Genomic DNA, 15,606 nt, shown 5'->3' with positions numbered 1-15,606 from the left:
ATGACGGAACTTTCCCCCGACACCCCCCTGCCCCTTGGGGCCACGCCGCGCAACGCATGGCATGTCAGCGAGTCCAGCGTCGACATGACCCGCAGCCTGCCGCCGGTGCGTCCCGTCACCCTGCGCGACCGCGACCGTGCCGTCACCATCGACCTGTCGCGCACGGCGATCATCGTGATCGACATGCAGAACGACTTTTGCCACGGCGACGGTTGGCTGGCCCACCTTGGCGTCGACGTCGCACCGGCCCGGGCCCAGATCGCGCCGCTGCAGGCGCTGTTGCCAGAACTCAGAGCACAGGATGTTCCGGTCATCTGGCTCAACTGGGGAAACCGGCCCGACCGCATGAACCTGCCGCCCTCGGTGCTGCATGTCTACGATCCCGACGGTCGGTCGACCGGCATCGGCAAGCCGCTGCCCTCGAACGGCGCTCATGTCCTTGAGGAAGGCAGCTGGGCCGCCGCCGTGGTCGATGAACTGGCACCGGAAGCGGGCGACATCGCCGTATCCAAGTACCGCATGTCCGGGTTCCAGGACACGGAACTGGACAGCATCCTGCGCAACCTCAGCATCACCACCGTGCTGTTCGCAGGCGTCAACGCCGACCAATGCGTGTTGTGCACGCTGCAGGACGCCAATTTCCTCGGCTACGACGTCATCATGCTCGAGGACTGCTCGGGCACGACCTCGCCCGCCTATTGCATGGATGCGACGCTGTACAACGTGCGCCAATGTTTCGGCTTTGTCGGCGACAGCAAGGACATCCTCAAAGCGATCGGAGACGGCGCATGACCGTGACATTGAACCAGCCGGCGGCGCTGGCAGAGCTGACCGCCGCCTGTGACCTCTACGAAAAGGCCCTTATGGAGAATGACCTGGAGGTCCTGGACGGGCTGTTCTGGGACAATCCCAATACATTGCGGTACGGGGTGGGCGAAAATCTCTATGGGATCGAGGAGATCCGCGCCTTCCGCAAGGGCCGCACTGGCGGATCGCCCCAGCGCGAGGTCATCCGGCGCGAGATCACGACACTGGGGCCTGATGTGGGCATCTGCAACCTTCAGTTCCAGCGCGTCGGCTCGACCCGCGTGGGCCGCCAGAGCCAGACATGGGTCCGCACCGAAGACGGCTGGCGCGTGATCGCGGCCCACGTCTCGCTGATGCAGGACGGATCGTGATGCAATCCAGCGCCGCGCCCTTCGTTTCGATCTTCGACCCGCCACTGTCGTCGGGCCAGGGGCCGCTGACGGGGCTGCGCCTCGCAGTAAAGGACAATTTTGACGTCACCGGGCATGTCACCGGCTGCGGTAACCCCGAATGGGCGGCGACCCATGAGGCCGCCGAGACCACCGCCTGTCTTGTCGCGCGCCTGCTGGACCTCGGGGCCGAGGCTGTCGGCAAGACCCAGATGGACGAACTGGCCTATTCCCTCATGGGGCAGAACGCGCGGTACGGAACCCCCGTGAACCCGATCACGCCGGACCGGATGCCCGGCGGCTCCTCTTCCGGCTCTGCCGTGGCGGTGGGCTCCGGTGCCGTGGAAATCGGGTTGGGCACGGACACCGGCGGGTCCCTCCGACTGCCCTCGGCCTTTTGCGGTGTCTTTGGCTGGCGCCCGACGCACGGCCTTTTGCCGGCAGAGGGACTGGTGCCGCTGGCCCAGAGCTATGACGTACCGGGATTCATGACGCAGGACGCGAACACGCTTGCCCTTTTGGCAGACCAGTTTGCGCCAACAGCCGCCCCTCTGGATGGTGCGATCCTGTATCCCCGTGACCTTTGGCAATTGGCAGACACAGAGACCGCAGAGGCGCTGCTGCCACCTGGTCAGGGCCTGGGCCCCGCGCTTTTTTCCGACGAGTTGCGCAGCCTCCTCTTGCCGACCTTCCGGATCTGCCAGGGGGCAGAGGTGGCCGCGAATTTCCGCGATTGGATCACAGAGACCGCGCCCGCCTTCGGTCCCGGCATCCAGCAGCGGTTCGAAGGCGCGCTAACTTTGACCGGCCAAGAGATCTTGCAGGCGCGCAGGAACCGCGCCCGGATCAAGGACCACCTGATTGCCAGTCTTGCAGAGCGGAACGTCCTCATCGTGCCTACAGCCCCGGGACCAGCGCCCCTGCTGTCCGTGAAGGGCGAGGAAATGGAAGACTACCGCAATCGCGCGCTGACTCTTCTTTCCCTGGCGGGCCATGCCGGCTTGCCGCAAGTCAGCCTGCCGATGCGCACCCGCGCCGGCCTGCCTGTCGGTCTGTCACTTGTCGGACCGCGCGGCAGCGACAGGGCGCTGATCGCACTGGCAGGCCAGATGCAGGTGTGACCCCGTCACGCCAAGCTGGCCGCCCCGAACCGGGGCAGCCCATTCAGGTCAGGTGATGCGCCGGATGCTGGCGGCGATCTCGTCCATCTCGAACACGTTTTTCCAATCGTCGCGCATCAGGGCCGGCTTGCCGAACTCGATGGCCTTGTTGCAGGCGTCCGAGAACTGACCCTCGACCTCGTCGAAGATCACCGCGCCGAGGATGTTCATGTGCCCCAGCAGGAAATCCCGCGCACAGTCATAGCTGACACCGCGTTTCACGACTTCATCCATCGCCTCGCGCATCACCACCAGCAGCGAGGCACAGACGGTTTCGGACAGGCCAGGTTCCAGCAAGGCCATCTGTTCGACTGTCACGCGGTAGGTGCGGGCAACCGGGGCATAGATCGCGCGGGCGACGGCATCGCCCAGGGCGTAATGTTCTTCCGGCCCCTGCATCAGCGCGTTCACCACGCCCTGCTGCGCCGCCACGCCGCCGAAATGGTCCTTGCGACCGGCCTCGGTGGATTCATTGTTGAAGATCGGCGGATGGCAGGGATGGGTCACGAAATAGGTGATGTCCTCGCGTTCCGGCAGGTGCCCGGCATAGGGCGCCGCCGCGTCCAGGATGACCACCATCGTCCCGGGTGCCAGCGTCGGCACGACGTTCGCCGCGACCTTGCCGATCACGGTGTCCGGCACCGCAAGGATGACAACGTCTGCCCCCTGCAATCCGGTTTCGGCATCGACCGCCTCGACACCGACCTCGGTCTTCAGGCGCGCCTTTCCGGGGTCGCTGATTTCAATGTGGCTGACGTCGAAATCCGTCTTCGCGAGGTTCAGCGACAGACGGACCCCCATTTTGCCGCCAGCTCCGAAAAGCGCGACTTTGGTCATTGTGTATTCCTCCGGTAGGGCTTGCTTAACTGGTATGATCAGATAATATCATGAGAACAATGTCAACAGGCGACAGACCCCTTGCCACAGGAAGGACCACTTTTCATGACGCCACGACTGGCCTGGCTGGGCGACGATTTCACCGGATCGGCTGCCGTGATGGAGGTGCTGGCCTTTGCCGGCCTGCGGACGGTGCTGTATGCCGCCCCACCGTCCGAGGCTCTGGCCGCCCGGTTTTCCGATGTCGACGCTGTCGGCATCGCCACCACCGCACGCACCGACAGCCCTGACGCCATGCGGGCCAATCTGCCCGCTCCCCTGGCCTGGCTGGATGCAACGGGCGCGCCGATCCTGCACTACAAGGTCTGTTCCACCTTCGATTCCGCACCGCACAGCGGCAACATCGGCACGGCCATTGAATTGTGCCTGGCCCAGCGCGCCTCGAAAGGAGTGCCGCTAGTCACGGCGGCCCCGCAGATGCGGCGCTACCAGGCGTTTGGGCACCTGTTCGCGGGCACCTTCGACGGTGTTTTTCGGCTGGACCGTCATCCGGTGATGTCCCGGCACCCGGTCACACCGATGAGGGAATCCGACCTCTTGCGCCACCTCTCGGCGCAAACCGACCTGCCCTCTGCCCTGCTGGACCTCGAAGCGCTCTGGTCCGGCTCGGCCCAGGCGGCGCTGGATCATGCGCTGGATCAGGGCGCGCGGATCCTGTCCTGCGACAGCATGGAACCAGTCAGCGAAGCCGCCGTCGGGAAACTGATCTGGGAAAACCGCGACCGCTTGCGCGTGGCCGCAGGCTCTCAGGGACTGGAATACGCGCTGGTGCGCCACTGGCAAGAAACCGGCGAATTGCCACCGGCACCACCGGTGAAAGGCGCCGGCAAGGTGGCGCAGATCGCCGCCGTTTCCGGTTCTGTCTCGCCCAGCACGGCGCGTCAGTTGGACTGGTCTGCCGCGCATGGCTTTGCGGTGATCCCTTTCGAGACCGTTTGTGTGCTGGGCGATCCCGGCGCATTGGAAGCGGAAATCGACCGTTGCGCCACGGCAGCAACCGAGGCCGCCCAGAACGGCGCCAGCCCACTTGTCACCTCGGCCCAAGGCCCCGACGACCCTCGTGTCGCGGCATTCCGCGACGCCCTGGCCACCAGCGGCGTGTCGGCGGACACGGCAAACGCCCGGATCGGCCAGTCGCTGGGGCGCATTCTGGACCGCACCCTGCGGCAGACCGGCCTGCGCCGCGCCGTCATCTCGGGCGGCGACACTTCGGGGCACGGAATGCGGGCGCTGGGGCTGGAGGCATTGCAGGCGCTGGCCCCGACCATTCCGGGCGCAGCGCTTTGCCAGGGCTTTGGCGGCAGCGCGCATGACGGGCTGCAAATCGCGTTAAAGGGCGGACAGATGGGTAGCGAGGACTACTTCGGCTGGATCCGCGACGGCGGCGGGCCGCGTTAACCGTGCGGTCCGAAGGACACGCGTGACCGTTCCAGGTGGCGGCGCATCTCCTCGACCGCGCCCTCGGCGTCATGCGCCTCGATGTGATCGACGATCTTGGCATGTTCGGCCAGGGTCACGTCCTCGCTGCCGGACCGGTGCAGCAGGCTGACATGGTATTCGAACAGCCAGCCAAGCATCGCATCCGACACCGACAGGATGATCGGGTTGTCCGTCAGCGAGGCCAGCTTGCGGTGAAAGGCCATATCGGTGGTGATGAAGGCATTGGCATCGCCCAGCTGGCTGCGCTGCAAGTCGATCAGGGCGCGCAGTTCGGCCACGTCGTCGGCTGTCGCGTTTTCGGCGGCGACGCGCACCATGCCTAATTCGAACATCTGGCGGGCGTGTTTCAGGTGGTCGAGGTTGGCCGGCGCGGAATCCAACACCAGCCGCGCCAGTTCATCCGACTGGGTCAGGACGCTGGACGCGTTGAGTTCATTCACCCGCGAGCGTTCGCCGTGGCTGATGGTGATCAGCCCGCTGTTGTGCAGCGATTGCAGGGCCTCACGCACGGCCGGGCGGCCCACGCCGAACCGTTCCATCAAGGCCCGCTCCGAGGGCATGTAGTCGCCCGGTTTCAGCTCCCGCGTCCGGATCATCTCGTGCAGGCGCTCAAGCACCTGTTCCGACAATTTGCGGCGGACAATCTTGTCGGGTGCAGATTTCAATGGGCTCTCCATGTCTTGGGCTCCGGCGCGAACTCGTCAGGTAACATGATAAGTAGCCGTTTCATCCGGGCGCCTCAATCCGTTCCGCCGGACCAGCCAAAGGGCGACAGCCCTTGCCGCTCCTGCGGGGTCAGGTTGGCGCACAGCCGCGTGGGCCCGACTTCCAGCACCGCCAGCCCATCGCGGACAGCGGCCTCTTTGATGGACTGCCCCGCGATCCCCGCCAGGGCACGCAGGACCTGCGGCAAGGGGCCCGGATTGCCCACCACGCCACGCGCCCCGTAGAGCGCCGCCGGTGTCCAGACCGCGATGTCGAAGGGCGCCAGGGCCGCCGCCAGCCCAAGCGCATAGGCCGCGCCAAAGGCACCGCGGTGCCTTGGGTCATCATCCGTCATGCAGACGCGCCCGGCGTCCGGGTTGGGGATTGTGCGCGACCCATAGGGGTTCTGCCGCATGGCAATGGTCGCCGGCCCGATGCGGTACGCGGCTTGCCCGATGATGGCGCGGGCAGACCGGGCGATATGCGGCACTGCCTCCAGCGTTTCCATCACCGAAAGGTCATCGGCAGCATGCACGATGGGGCAAAGCCCGTGACTGACGAAATCCAGCATCTCCAGCGGCGGGCGTTTGCGGTTGAGCTCTGTAAATAGGCTTGCCATCCCGCCTCCCCGGACAAGGCCGGGAAAGGCGCGCGCGGCAGCGGCATGAACTTCCGCCAGTGGCGGGCATTCGGGCCATTCCGATCCTGGCGGCGTGGATTGTCGGTCGACCGAAGGCACGACAAGGACAGAGGCCGGGGCAAAGCCGCTGGTCGCGACGGCGTCGGCATGCGCCTGCAACTCGGCTTCCGGCGTTTGCGCACCGTCGAACCGGCAAATCAGTTCCAGGTCATAAGCCACGTCGGGTCGCGCCGCCTGCGCCTTGGCAAAGGCCTCGACCTGAGGCGAAACAGGCCCAGACTCCGCATCCACATGGCACAAGATCCGCTGCGGGCGCACCATGTCCAGATCGCCGGGATTGTCCGACAGTCGCGTCGCGTCTGCGGCATCCAGCACCAAAGCCATTTCCGGAAACCGCGCGTCCTTTGGCGCGGGACGACTTGCGATAGGCCGCGCTTTGCAGCCTTCCCAGGTGATCACGACGGATTGCTCCAGCACCTCGCCATCCGCGATGACGTAAGGCCAGGGCAAGGCCAAGGGTCGGTTGTAGGTCTTGTAGGAGGCATCTCCCCACTGGCGCTGGTCTTCCATTTCGAAGGTATCGCCCCGAAAGGCGCAGCATACACGCAACCCATTGGCCCGATGCTCCAGCGCGGCGATGTCCATGAAGGGCTGCCAGGGGTCGATCAACTCGGGGAAATGGCTGTCCTCGACCTGCCCGTCAGCATGGGTCACGCGCGCAGGGCAGCCCGCGACACCCTTGATCGGGTGCAACAGGGTAAACCCGGCGCGGTTTGTTTCGAAATCCCCGGAGGCCCGTCCCCGGGCATGGACCGTCAGCCGCCCTGCCCCAAGCGTCATGGCCACTACAACCTCCAACCGCGCTGTCGCGGTATCGAAGCGCATCGGCATGGTCAGGTGCAGCGCGCCGTCCCGGGTGTCGCGGTTCAGCGCCCCAAGGGTCGGCGCAATAGTGCCCCAATCGCGATCCCGCGCCAGAAAGGCGACCGAGCGGATGATCTCGACACCGCCCACGCGGATGTGGCGCAGGGCCCCGTCCTGCAGGTGCAGGGTTACATCGCCATGCTGGATCTCCCCGGAAGCTGCAGGCGGCTGATCGGTGCCATAAAGCGCCGGGCTCACAGCTCTGACAACGCGACGCTGCGCCCCTCCGCAGCCGACAGGTAAGCGGCCTCGACCAGCGCAAAGGTCCGCAGGTTATCCGCCCCTGAGGTCTCGGGCGCGCGATCGGCGGCGATGCAATCGATGAAATGCTGCTGGATCAGCGCCACGCTTTCCTGGATGTTGTTCCAGGGCCGTTCCGCCCAGGGCAGCACCGGCGGAGAGACATCGCGCACCTCTTGCTGCCCGTCGCACTGGATCGTCAGCCGATAACCCGCATCCAACCGCAAGCTGCCCTCGTTGCCGTCGATTTCCAGCAGGGTTTCCGGAAAGGTTTCGGGCATGCGCCGCGTGGCATAGGAACAATCTACCACCGAGGTCACTCCGCCACCGTGGGACAACAGCATGGTGGCCACGTCCTCGCCCCGGATATTCGGGTTGATCCGTTTGGTGGTGGCCGTGATCCGCTCGACGTCGCCGAACAAAGCGCGGGCGATATCGAGGATGTGGATACCCAGATCCTCGATGATGAAACGCTCTCCTTCGGCGAGGTAGGGCTGCCCGGAAAAGACGTCATAGCCGGACCGGAAACTCACCCGGCCGAAGAAGGGCGTGCCGATGGCGCCGGCGCGCAGCGCCTCGATGACCGCGCGCACCGCTGATTGCCAGCGAAAGTTCTCATGCACCATCAGGGTCTTGCCCGTGGCCTCGACCGCCGCGATCATGGCGCGGGCATCGTCCATGTTCAGGGCAAAGGGCTTTTGGCAGATGACGTGAACGCCCGCCCCTGCCGCCATTTCGATAAGCGGGCGGTGCGAGGGGACGGTGGTGGCAATGTCGACAAAATCGAACCCGCCATCCGCGAACATCTCTGCCGCGTCGATGTAACGGCGGGCGATGCCGAATGCCTCGCCAGCCTCGGTCAGGCGGGTTTCGTCCCGATCGCAGATCGCCACGATCTCTGCCCCGGTCACATCCGCCCAGGCGTGCAGTTGATTGCGGGCAAAGAAGCCACAGCCGATGAGTGCGCCTTTCATACTGTCTCTCCTCTTAATTGCCTAACGCGGCCTGGGCTTGCAGCGCGACCTTTGCCTGGACCTTTTGTTGAGCCTGGTCGATGACCACGGCCGCGATGATGACAAGCCCCTTGATAACAGTCTGCCAGAAGGCTGACACGCCCATCATCACCAGACCGTCGGACAGCACCCCGATCACGAAGGCGCCGACGATCGTCCCGCCGATGCGCCCGCGCCCGCCGGACATGGAGGTGCCGCCCAGAACCGCCGCCGCGATGGCGTTCAGCTCGAAGGTGTCGCCGGTGGCCGGATGGGCCGCGACCAGTTGCGAGGAAATGATGATCCCCACCAGTGCCGCGCAGAAACCCGAGAACATGTAGACGAAATACTTGACCTGGGTGACTTTCACGCCGGACAGCCCCGCCGCGCGTTCGTTGCCACCGACGGCATAGATGAACCGGCCCAAGGGCGTGCGGCGCGCGATATAGGCGGCCAGGACACCCACCGCGATCAGCATCCAGATCGAGATCGGCACGCCCAAGAAATCGCCCGACCCGATCATCCGGAAGCTTTGCGATCCATACTCCGCATTGCCCGAGAGGTTCGGAAAGGTCTTGCCGTCGCTCGACAGCATCGCCGCCCCGCGTGCGATGTAAAGCGTTCCCAGCGTGGCGATAAAGGGCGCCACGTTCAGCTTGGTGATCAGGAACCCGTTCAGCGCCCCGATGGCGATCCCCACCAGCGCGACCATCAGGCAGATTTCCAATGTGTTGAACTGGATCGACCAGCCAAGCCCGATGTCGATCCCGTTGAGCAGCAGGTAGCCCGCCACCATCCCGCAAAGCCCGACGATGGAACCGACCGACAGGTCGATCCCGCCCGAGACGATGACAAAGGTCATCCCGATGGCCAGGAAAGCGTTCAGGGCAACGTGTTTCGACATGATGACCATGTTCGCCGCCGACAGGAAATTCGGCGCGAAGATGGAAAAGAACACGAAGACAAGGATCAGCGCGATGAAGGTCCGCGCCTTCAGGATCAATAGCAGCGTTGCACTGGGACTGGAGGCTCCGGCACCGTTTGCGGTCATGTCTGTCATTATGCGGTCTCCCTTTCCGCGTCCTGCTCTGACAGGGGGGCGTGGCCCACGGCGGAAGCGCTGACCAGAGCCGTTTCCGTAACCTCCTCCCTGCTGAATTCTCCGGTGATCCGTCCGTCCGACATCACGATGATGCGGTCCGACAGGCTCATGACCTCTTCGAGGTCGGATGTGACAAAGACGATGCCCAGGCCCTCGGCCGCCAGCTGGCGCATCACGCGAAAGACTTCGGCCTTGGCGCCGATGTCGATCCCGCGCGAGGGTTCGTCCATCAACAACACCTTGGGCCCGGTCATCAGCGCCTTGGAAATCACCACCTTCTGCTGGTTGCCGCCCGAGAGCGCGGACACCGGATGTTCGGGCGAGGCGATCTTGATGACCATGCGGCGCACGAAATCCGCCACGCGCGAGCGTTCCTTTCCCAGGTCCATGTGCACGCCCCGGGTGAAGCTGCCGACGGAAGAGAGCGTCATGTTCTCGCGGATCGACAGGATCTGGACCAGCCCGTCGTGCTTGCGGTCCTCGGGGATCAGGGCCAGCCCCTTGGCGATGCGGTCGGGGACAGAGGGCCGTCCCATCTTGTCCCCCTGTACCCAGACATCCCCGGCGGCATGGGGGTGCCGGCCTATGATGCCTTCTAGCAGCTCGGTCCGGCCGGCGCCCATCAACCCGTAGATCCCCAGGATCTCGCCCGCGCGCAGCGACAGGGACACACCGTCCACCGCAAAGCCGCCGCTGGTGTCTGCCAGGCGCATGTTCTCGACCCGCAGTGCCTCGTCGCCGAAGGGATGTTCGATCTCCTTGGCGAAATCCTTGGAGCTGTCGCCAATCATGTTGCGCACGATCCAAGGAATATCGACGCCTTCCATCGACTGTGCCCCGGTGATCATCCCGTCGCGCAGGACGGTGATGTAATCGCCGACGCGGATCAGTTCCTCGAGCCGGTGCGAGATGTAGACGATGCCGACGCCTTCGGCCTTCAGTTCCTCGATCACGCGAAAGAGTATCTCGACCTCGGCGTTGGACAGGGCCGAGGTCGGCTCGTCCAGGATGAGAATGCGGGCGTCGCGTGACAGGCTCTTGGCGATCTCGACGATCTGCTGCTGCCCGACCTTCAGATCACCCACCAGCGTGTCCGGGTCGATGTCATGTTCCAGGCGTTGCATCAGGGCGCGGGTGGCCTCGCGCTGCGCCGACATGTCGATGTCGATGCCGCCGCGGGTCTTTTCATGCGCCATGAAGATATTGTCGGCCACGGTCAGGTTCGGGAACAGGTTGAGTTCCTGGAAGACGATGCCGATGCCATGCCGTTCGGCATCGTCGGTCGAGGTGAAATGCACCGCTTCGCCGTTCATGGTCACAGTGCCGGAGGTCAACTGTTCGACCCCTGCGATGACCTTCATCATGGTGGATTTACCGGCGCCGTTTTCCCCCACCAGCACATTGACCGCCCCCATGCGCAGGTCGAAATCGACCTCCTTGAGGGCGATGGTGCCGGGATAGACCTTGGTGCCACCGCGGATCGACAGCCCGATCGGATGAGGACTGCCGGATTCGGGATCGAGAGTCATGGGGCGGCCCCCATCTCGATTTCGACTGGCACGACCTCGGGCGTGTCACCTGCGGCGCGCAGAGTGAAGACGCCGGTGAAACTCACCGTATGGCCCATCACGTCGCCCTCGGGCCGGGTCAGCCCGTCGCTGGCGCGTTCGTTCATCGCACGTGCCAGTTTGGCGAATTCGATCTGGTCGCGGAAATCGGTAAAGACGACAAATGGCATGGCGTCGCGCATGGCGGTGCCGCGAATGATCGGGCCCAGTTGCAGCACCACGTCGGCGGCGCCATCGCCATCCATGTCCACCTGCATCTTGGCGGCGCGGCTGTCGAGCTTGGCTTCGGTCACTGTCCCCGTACCGGAGACGACGAAGTTCCAGGGATTGGCCTCACCTTCCGGGCGCAGGCCATGCGCCTCGCCAGCCGCGTCCAGCCCTTGTGACAGCGCTTGCCGCCAAATGTCGTATTCCACCCTATGTTCGGCGATGACCGGCAGCACCTTGGTCTCCCAGTTCGCGTCGGCATAGGCCGCCATGCGGGCCTCGTCGGTCTGGCTGGCCAGGGCTTCGGATTGGTCATTTGGGTCGGGATTGGGCACGATCTTGCACGCCGCCGCAGGCAGCAACACGCAGACCAGTGCGCCCGACAGGATCGCTTGGCGCATGGGACTTCCGGTTCTGTTCGGGATGGGGCGGCCCGGCTCCCCGGGCCGCCGGGATCAATCAGCTTGCGTCCGCCAGGGCAAAGGTTTCCAGCCGAGCGGCGTTGTCCGGCGTGATCAGCACGCAATCCATCAGCTGTTTCTCCGGCTGGCCGGTCGATCCGGTGCGCAGGTATTCGTCCGCCTGCTCGACCGCCAGCTGCGCCTGGCGATAGGCCGGCTGCAACACGGTCGCCTTGATCCCGCCGGCCAGGATCGAATCCCGCACGTCGTTGGAACCGTCAAAGCCGACCACGATCACGTCGGTTCGGCCCGCCGCCTCGAGCGCGGCCCAGGCGCCCATCGCCATCGTATCGTTGCCGCAGATCACGCCCTTGATCCCCGGGTTGGCCTGCAGGATGGTTTCCATCTTCTCGTAGCCCTCGGTCTGCGACCAGTTGGCGGACTGCTGTGCGACCATCTGAAGATCAGGGTACTGGTCGATGATATCGTGATACCCGGCAGAGCGGATGCCCGCGTTGGTGTCCGCCTCGCGGCCCAGCAGCTCGACATAAGGGCCCTCTTCGCCCATGAGCGCCACGAATTCCTCGGCCCCCAGCTGTGCGCCCTGGTAGTTGTTCGACACGATCTGGCTGATGGCGATGCCGCTTTCCTTGATTTCCCGGTCGATGAGGAAGGACGGAATGCCCGCCTCCTTGGCCCGCCGGACAGGCGCAACCGAAGCATCGGCCCCTGCATTGTCGCAGATGATCGCAACCGCGCCGCGCGCGATGGCGGTGTCGAACATCTCGGACTGCTTGTTGGGGTCGTCATCATGCACCAGCACAAGGGTCTCATAGCCCAGTTCACGCGCCCGCGCCTCGGCGCCCACGGCTTCGGCCTTGAAGAACGGGTTGTCGTGACTCGGGGTGATGATCGCGATCAGGCCTTTGCCTTGCGCCCTGGCAGCGCGGACTGTCGGCAGGACCGCCGTGATGGCCAGACCGGATACAAAGAGACGACGTGTAATGCTCATGAATCATTCCTCCAAAGATCAGTCGGCCCGTTACGGGCTCTACCTCCCTGATCGCCGCCAGCCTGTGATATGATTATATGATTGTCAACAGGTATGATGAGCATTACAGTCCAACCACAACAGGAGAGCCCATGACCGAAGATTTCATCCGTGTGACCTATCGCATCGAATGTCCCGGCAGCGTCGAGGCGATGGCGGCCAAGATCGCCTCGGACCAGTCCACCGGGACCTTCACCGAATTGCCCGGCGAAACCGACGCGGTGCGCAAACGCTGCGCGGCGCGTGTGGAAAGCGTGACCGCCCTGCCCCCTGCGGACCGGCCCGGATTTCCCACCGACTCGTCTGGTCCCTTCAACCGTGGTGACGCAGTGATTGCCTATCCGCTGGAAGCGATCGGCACGGACATCGCGGCGCTGCTTACGGTGACGGTCGGCGGGGTCTATGCCGCGCGCGGGCTGACCGGGGTGCGGGTGATGGATTTCGACCTGCCCGAGGCGTGGTCCTGCCATCCCGGTCCGCAATTCGGCATCAAGGGATCACGACGCCTGACCGGGGTGGACGACGGGCCGATCATCGCCTCGATCATAAAGCCCTCTCTAGGGCTGACGCCCGAGGATACCGCCAAGGTGGTGGCCGAGCTCTGCGCCGCCGGGGTCGATTTCATCAAGGACGACGAGAAGATGATGAACCCCGGCTACGCCCCGCTGAAGGCGCGGGTCGACGCCATCATGCCCGTGATCGATGCCCATGCCGAAAGGACCGGCAAGCGGGTGATGTATGCCTTCGGCATTTCCTCGGCCGATCCCGACCAGATGATGCATGGACATGACTACGTCGTGAAACGCGGCGGCAATGCGGCGGTGATCAACATCAACTCGATCGGGCCAGGCGGCATGAGTTTCCTGCGCAAACGCTCGCAACTGTGTTTGCATGCGCATCGCAACGGCTGGGATATCCTGACTCGCCACCCGGCATTGGGGATGGAATTTCGCGCCTACCAGAAGATCTGGCGCCTGCTGGGCGTCGACCAGTTCCAGATCAACGGACTCGCGGCCAAGTACTGGGAGCCGGACGAGAGTTTCGTCAAAAGCTTTCACGACGTGATGACCCCCATCTTTTCCGAGGATGACAGGCCCTTGCCGGTCGTCTGTTCCGGCCAATGGGGCGGACAGGCGGTCGAGACCTACACCCGCACCGGTCAGACACTGGACCTGATGTACCTTGGCGGCGGCGGTATTCACGGCCACCCGATGGGCGCCGCCGCGGGCGTTCAGGCGATCCGGCAGGCCTGGGAGGCCGCAGCCGAAGGTCTGTCGCTGCAGGACAAGGCGCGGGAGCATCCCGAGTTGCGGGCCTCACTGGGCAAGTGGGGATAAGCCACCCGCGGTCCCGACCACCGGTGTGCGAGGGAGATCACGCCCAAGACGGCGCACGCGGGAGGCGAAGGCGCGGTTTGCAGGCGACCGCGCAGCCGTGTATCAGTTCACGGCGGCGGCTCTCTGTTGCCGGCCAGCGATTTTTCCTCTGTCGTCAGGCGAGTCCAGGATGCCCAATCTTCTGATCCACATCGGCCAGGGAAAGACCGGCTCGACCTCGATCCAGAATTTCTTGCGCACCAACCCCGAGATGCTTCGCGACGCGGGCGTGCTGTTCCCAGAGACCGGCAAGCACACCAATCACCAGGACATCTTTTCCTATCTCACCGACGACGTGAAACAGCACGATCCCCGGCTGCGCGGCACCCGGGCCGACGACCGCAAACGGGCCTTGGGCAAGACGTTCTGGCACGCGGCCCGCGACACAATGGACAAGACCAACCCGCGGCTTGTGGTTCTGTCCTGCGAAAACCAGTTCCGCCCTTTTGCGCCTGCGGCGCTTCAGCGCCTGACAGTTGAACTGCGCCCCCTGTTCAGCCGCATCGACGTCTGTGCCTACCTACGCGACCCGGCGTCACACTTCCTGTCGTCCGCCCAGCAGGACCTCAAGAAACGTCCCGATTTCACCATTCCGTCGCGCAGCTATTTCCGTGACACACTGGAACCCTGGAGCCTTCACGGCCCGGGCCCTCTAACCTGTATCCGCTTTGCCCGGTCCGAACTGGCAGACCAGGACGTCGTCACCGATTTTTGCCGACGCTTTGTCGGGGTGGATCCCGCCAGCGCGCGATGCTCGGCAACCGAGGACAACACGAGCCTCAGCCCTGAAGCGATGGAGATCATGCAGCGCTATCTGCGCGGCGAGATCGAGGCCCCGACCCGATACCACGCGAGACGCACGCAAAGGATGAAGGCGCTGGTGCAAGAGGCCGACAGCAAGTGCAGTGGCTTTTCGCGGCCGCGTCTGCGCAAGGGACTGAAAGAGGCGATCGAAGCCCGGGCTTTGGACCTCTACTGGCTGGAACTGACATTCGGCCTCCGCTTTCCCGAGATTGGCCAGCCCGCCATGTCCCCCGAAGAGGCCGACCGCCGGATCCGCGGCCTGAGCACGGTTTCGGACGTCTGCACAACCGACCCCGACCGCATCGAGGCACTGCAGACAGAGATCGCTCGCCTCGCAGCAGACCGCCGGAGCCTGTTCGACCTGTTCGCGAGGAGAGCACGCAACTGACGCAGACCAGCCGTGATAGCCAACACGGGATAGCGGGCAGGATTTGACAGAGAGCGTCGTTATAGACCGCATGTTTTTCGGGTGGCGTCACCGGTGGTCAATGCCATTGGCTTGATCGCGTCGCGATGCATGTCGCCTCTTGCGAAGGAGAACGGGTACGAAATTCGATCTTTCGATGACATACGTCTGGACCTGTCCCGTTTTCGTGCCGCCCCAGGTGCTCGTTTAGGCCACTTTTCTTTCGAAGGCGGCGGGGTGTGAACAGGCGTGCAATTTTGACCCTTTAGAGGGGTTATCGGCGTCCAAAAATGACCCCCTTACACTGATGTGGATGATGCCCCCGAGGTCATCGGGGAGCACAGTGTGGGATGTTGGTCGTGGAGACGATTGCAAAGATCCGTCGGGCGTATTTTCAGGATTGAGCCATTGGAAAGCCATTGATGGTGTGGATGGCTCCACCAGCGGCTTCGCGTTGTGCCAAGGTGGGTCTGTGAAAGCCCGCACCTGAGAGGAGC

Annotated in this window: 14 protein-coding genes; 6 read left to right on the top strand and 8 right to left on the bottom strand. The window is 64.3% G+C overall.

Going from position 1 to position 15,606, the window contains the following annotated elements; all coding sequences use genetic code 11:
• Genes RBB42_RS03395 through RBB42_RS03385 form a run of 3 tightly spaced genes read left to right on the top strand, consistent with a single transcriptional unit; the run spans window position 1 to window position 2,317 of the window.
• Window positions 1–792 (top strand): cysteine hydrolase family protein, encoded by a 792-nt coding sequence (locus tag RBB42_RS03395; protein WP_305968104.1) that lies wholly within the window; start codon window positions 1–3, stop codon window positions 790–792.
• A complete protein-coding gene (gene hpxZ, locus RBB42_RS03390) occupies window positions 789–1,178 on the top strand; it encodes an oxalurate catabolism protein HpxZ (RefSeq protein ID WP_305968103.1) in 390 nt (129 codons plus the stop codon). Before RBB42_RS03395 ends, hpxZ begins: the two co-directional genes overlap by 4 nt.
• A complete protein-coding gene (locus RBB42_RS03385) occupies window positions 1,178–2,317 on the top strand; it encodes an amidase (protein ID WP_305968102.1) in 1,140 nt (379 codons plus the stop codon). The genes hpxZ and RBB42_RS03385 overlap by 1 nt, the downstream gene beginning before the upstream one ends.
• A 48-nt stretch (window positions 2,318–2,365) precedes the next feature.
• On the opposite strand, the gene RBB42_RS03380 is transcribed toward RBB42_RS03385, so the two are convergent.
• Window positions 2,366–3,193: a phosphogluconate dehydrogenase C-terminal domain-containing protein gene (locus RBB42_RS03380; protein ID WP_306043599.1), complete on the bottom strand. Its 828-nt coding sequence runs from the start codon at window positions 3,191–3,193 to the stop codon at window positions 2,366–2,368.
• Between the two features lie 105 nt (window positions 3,194–3,298).
• On the opposite strand from RBB42_RS03380, the gene RBB42_RS03375 reads away from it, so the two are divergent.
• A complete protein-coding gene (locus RBB42_RS03375) occupies window positions 3,299–4,651 on the top strand; it encodes a four-carbon acid sugar kinase family protein (protein ID WP_305968100.1) in 1,353 nt (450 codons plus the stop codon).
• Here the strand turns inward: RBB42_RS03375 and nanR are convergent.
• From nanR to RBB42_RS03340, 7 genes are all read right to left on the bottom strand, one after another.
• Entirely contained in the window at window positions 4,648–5,358 is a 711-nt protein-coding gene (nanR, locus tag RBB42_RS03370) for a transcriptional regulator NanR (protein WP_305968099.1), read from the bottom strand. The genes RBB42_RS03375 and nanR overlap by 4 nt on opposite strands.
• 74 nt (window positions 5,359–5,432) lie before the next feature.
• Entirely contained in the window at window positions 5,433–7,160 is a 1,728-nt protein-coding gene (locus RBB42_RS03365; protein ID WP_305968098.1) for a D-apionate lactonase family protein, read from the bottom strand.
• Window positions 7,157–8,176 carry a Gfo/Idh/MocA family protein gene (locus RBB42_RS03360; RefSeq protein WP_305968097.1) on the bottom strand — a complete coding sequence of 340 codons (1,020 nt, stop codon included), beginning with the start codon at window positions 8,174–8,176 and terminating at the stop codon, window positions 7,157–7,159. Before RBB42_RS03360 ends, RBB42_RS03365 begins: the two co-directional genes overlap by 4 nt.
• Window positions 8,177–8,189: 13 nt before the next feature.
• Window positions 8,190–9,254: an ABC transporter permease gene (locus RBB42_RS03355; RefSeq protein WP_305968096.1), complete on the bottom strand. Its 1,065-nt coding sequence runs from the start codon at window positions 9,252–9,254 to the stop codon at window positions 8,190–8,192.
• The gene (locus RBB42_RS03350; protein WP_305968095.1) at window positions 9,254–10,825 is read right to left on the bottom strand and encodes a sugar ABC transporter ATP-binding protein; all 1,572 of its coding nucleotides are present in this window, start codon (window positions 10,823–10,825) and stop codon (window positions 9,254–9,256) included. The genes RBB42_RS03355 and RBB42_RS03350 overlap by 1 nt, the downstream gene beginning before the upstream one ends.
• Window positions 10,822–11,472 (bottom strand): DUF2291 family protein, encoded by a 651-nt coding sequence (locus RBB42_RS03345; protein ID WP_305968094.1) that lies wholly within the window; start codon window positions 11,470–11,472, stop codon window positions 10,822–10,824. The genes RBB42_RS03350 and RBB42_RS03345 overlap by 4 nt, the downstream gene beginning before the upstream one ends.
• Window positions 11,473–11,530: 58 nt before the next feature.
• Window positions 11,531–12,484: a D-ribose ABC transporter substrate-binding protein gene (locus RBB42_RS03340; protein ID WP_305968093.1), complete on the bottom strand. Its 954-nt coding sequence runs from the start codon at window positions 12,482–12,484 to the stop codon at window positions 11,531–11,533.
• Window positions 12,485–12,615: 131 nt separating this feature from the next.
• Between RBB42_RS03340 and oiaX the strand changes: the two genes are divergently transcribed.
• Window positions 12,616–13,860 (top strand): 3-oxo-isoapionate-4-phosphate decarboxylase OiaX, encoded by a 1,245-nt coding sequence (oiaX, locus tag RBB42_RS03335; RefSeq protein WP_305968092.1) that lies wholly within the window; start codon window positions 12,616–12,618, stop codon window positions 13,858–13,860.
• 169 nt (window positions 13,861–14,029) lie between these two features.
• The gene (locus RBB42_RS03330) at window positions 14,030–15,091 is read left to right on the top strand and encodes a hypothetical protein (protein ID WP_305968091.1); all 1,062 of its coding nucleotides are present in this window, start codon (window positions 14,030–14,032) and stop codon (window positions 15,089–15,091) included.
• Window positions 15,092–15,606: the final 515 nt, after the last annotated feature.

It is taken from the genome of Mameliella sp. MMSF_3455 (assembly GCF_030733205.1).
Taxonomy (GTDB): domain Bacteria; phylum Pseudomonadota; class Alphaproteobacteria; order Rhodobacterales; family Rhodobacteraceae; genus Antarctobacter.
Note: the sequence above shows the minus strand (reverse complement) of the source record. Positions and strands in the feature narration are given on the sequence as shown.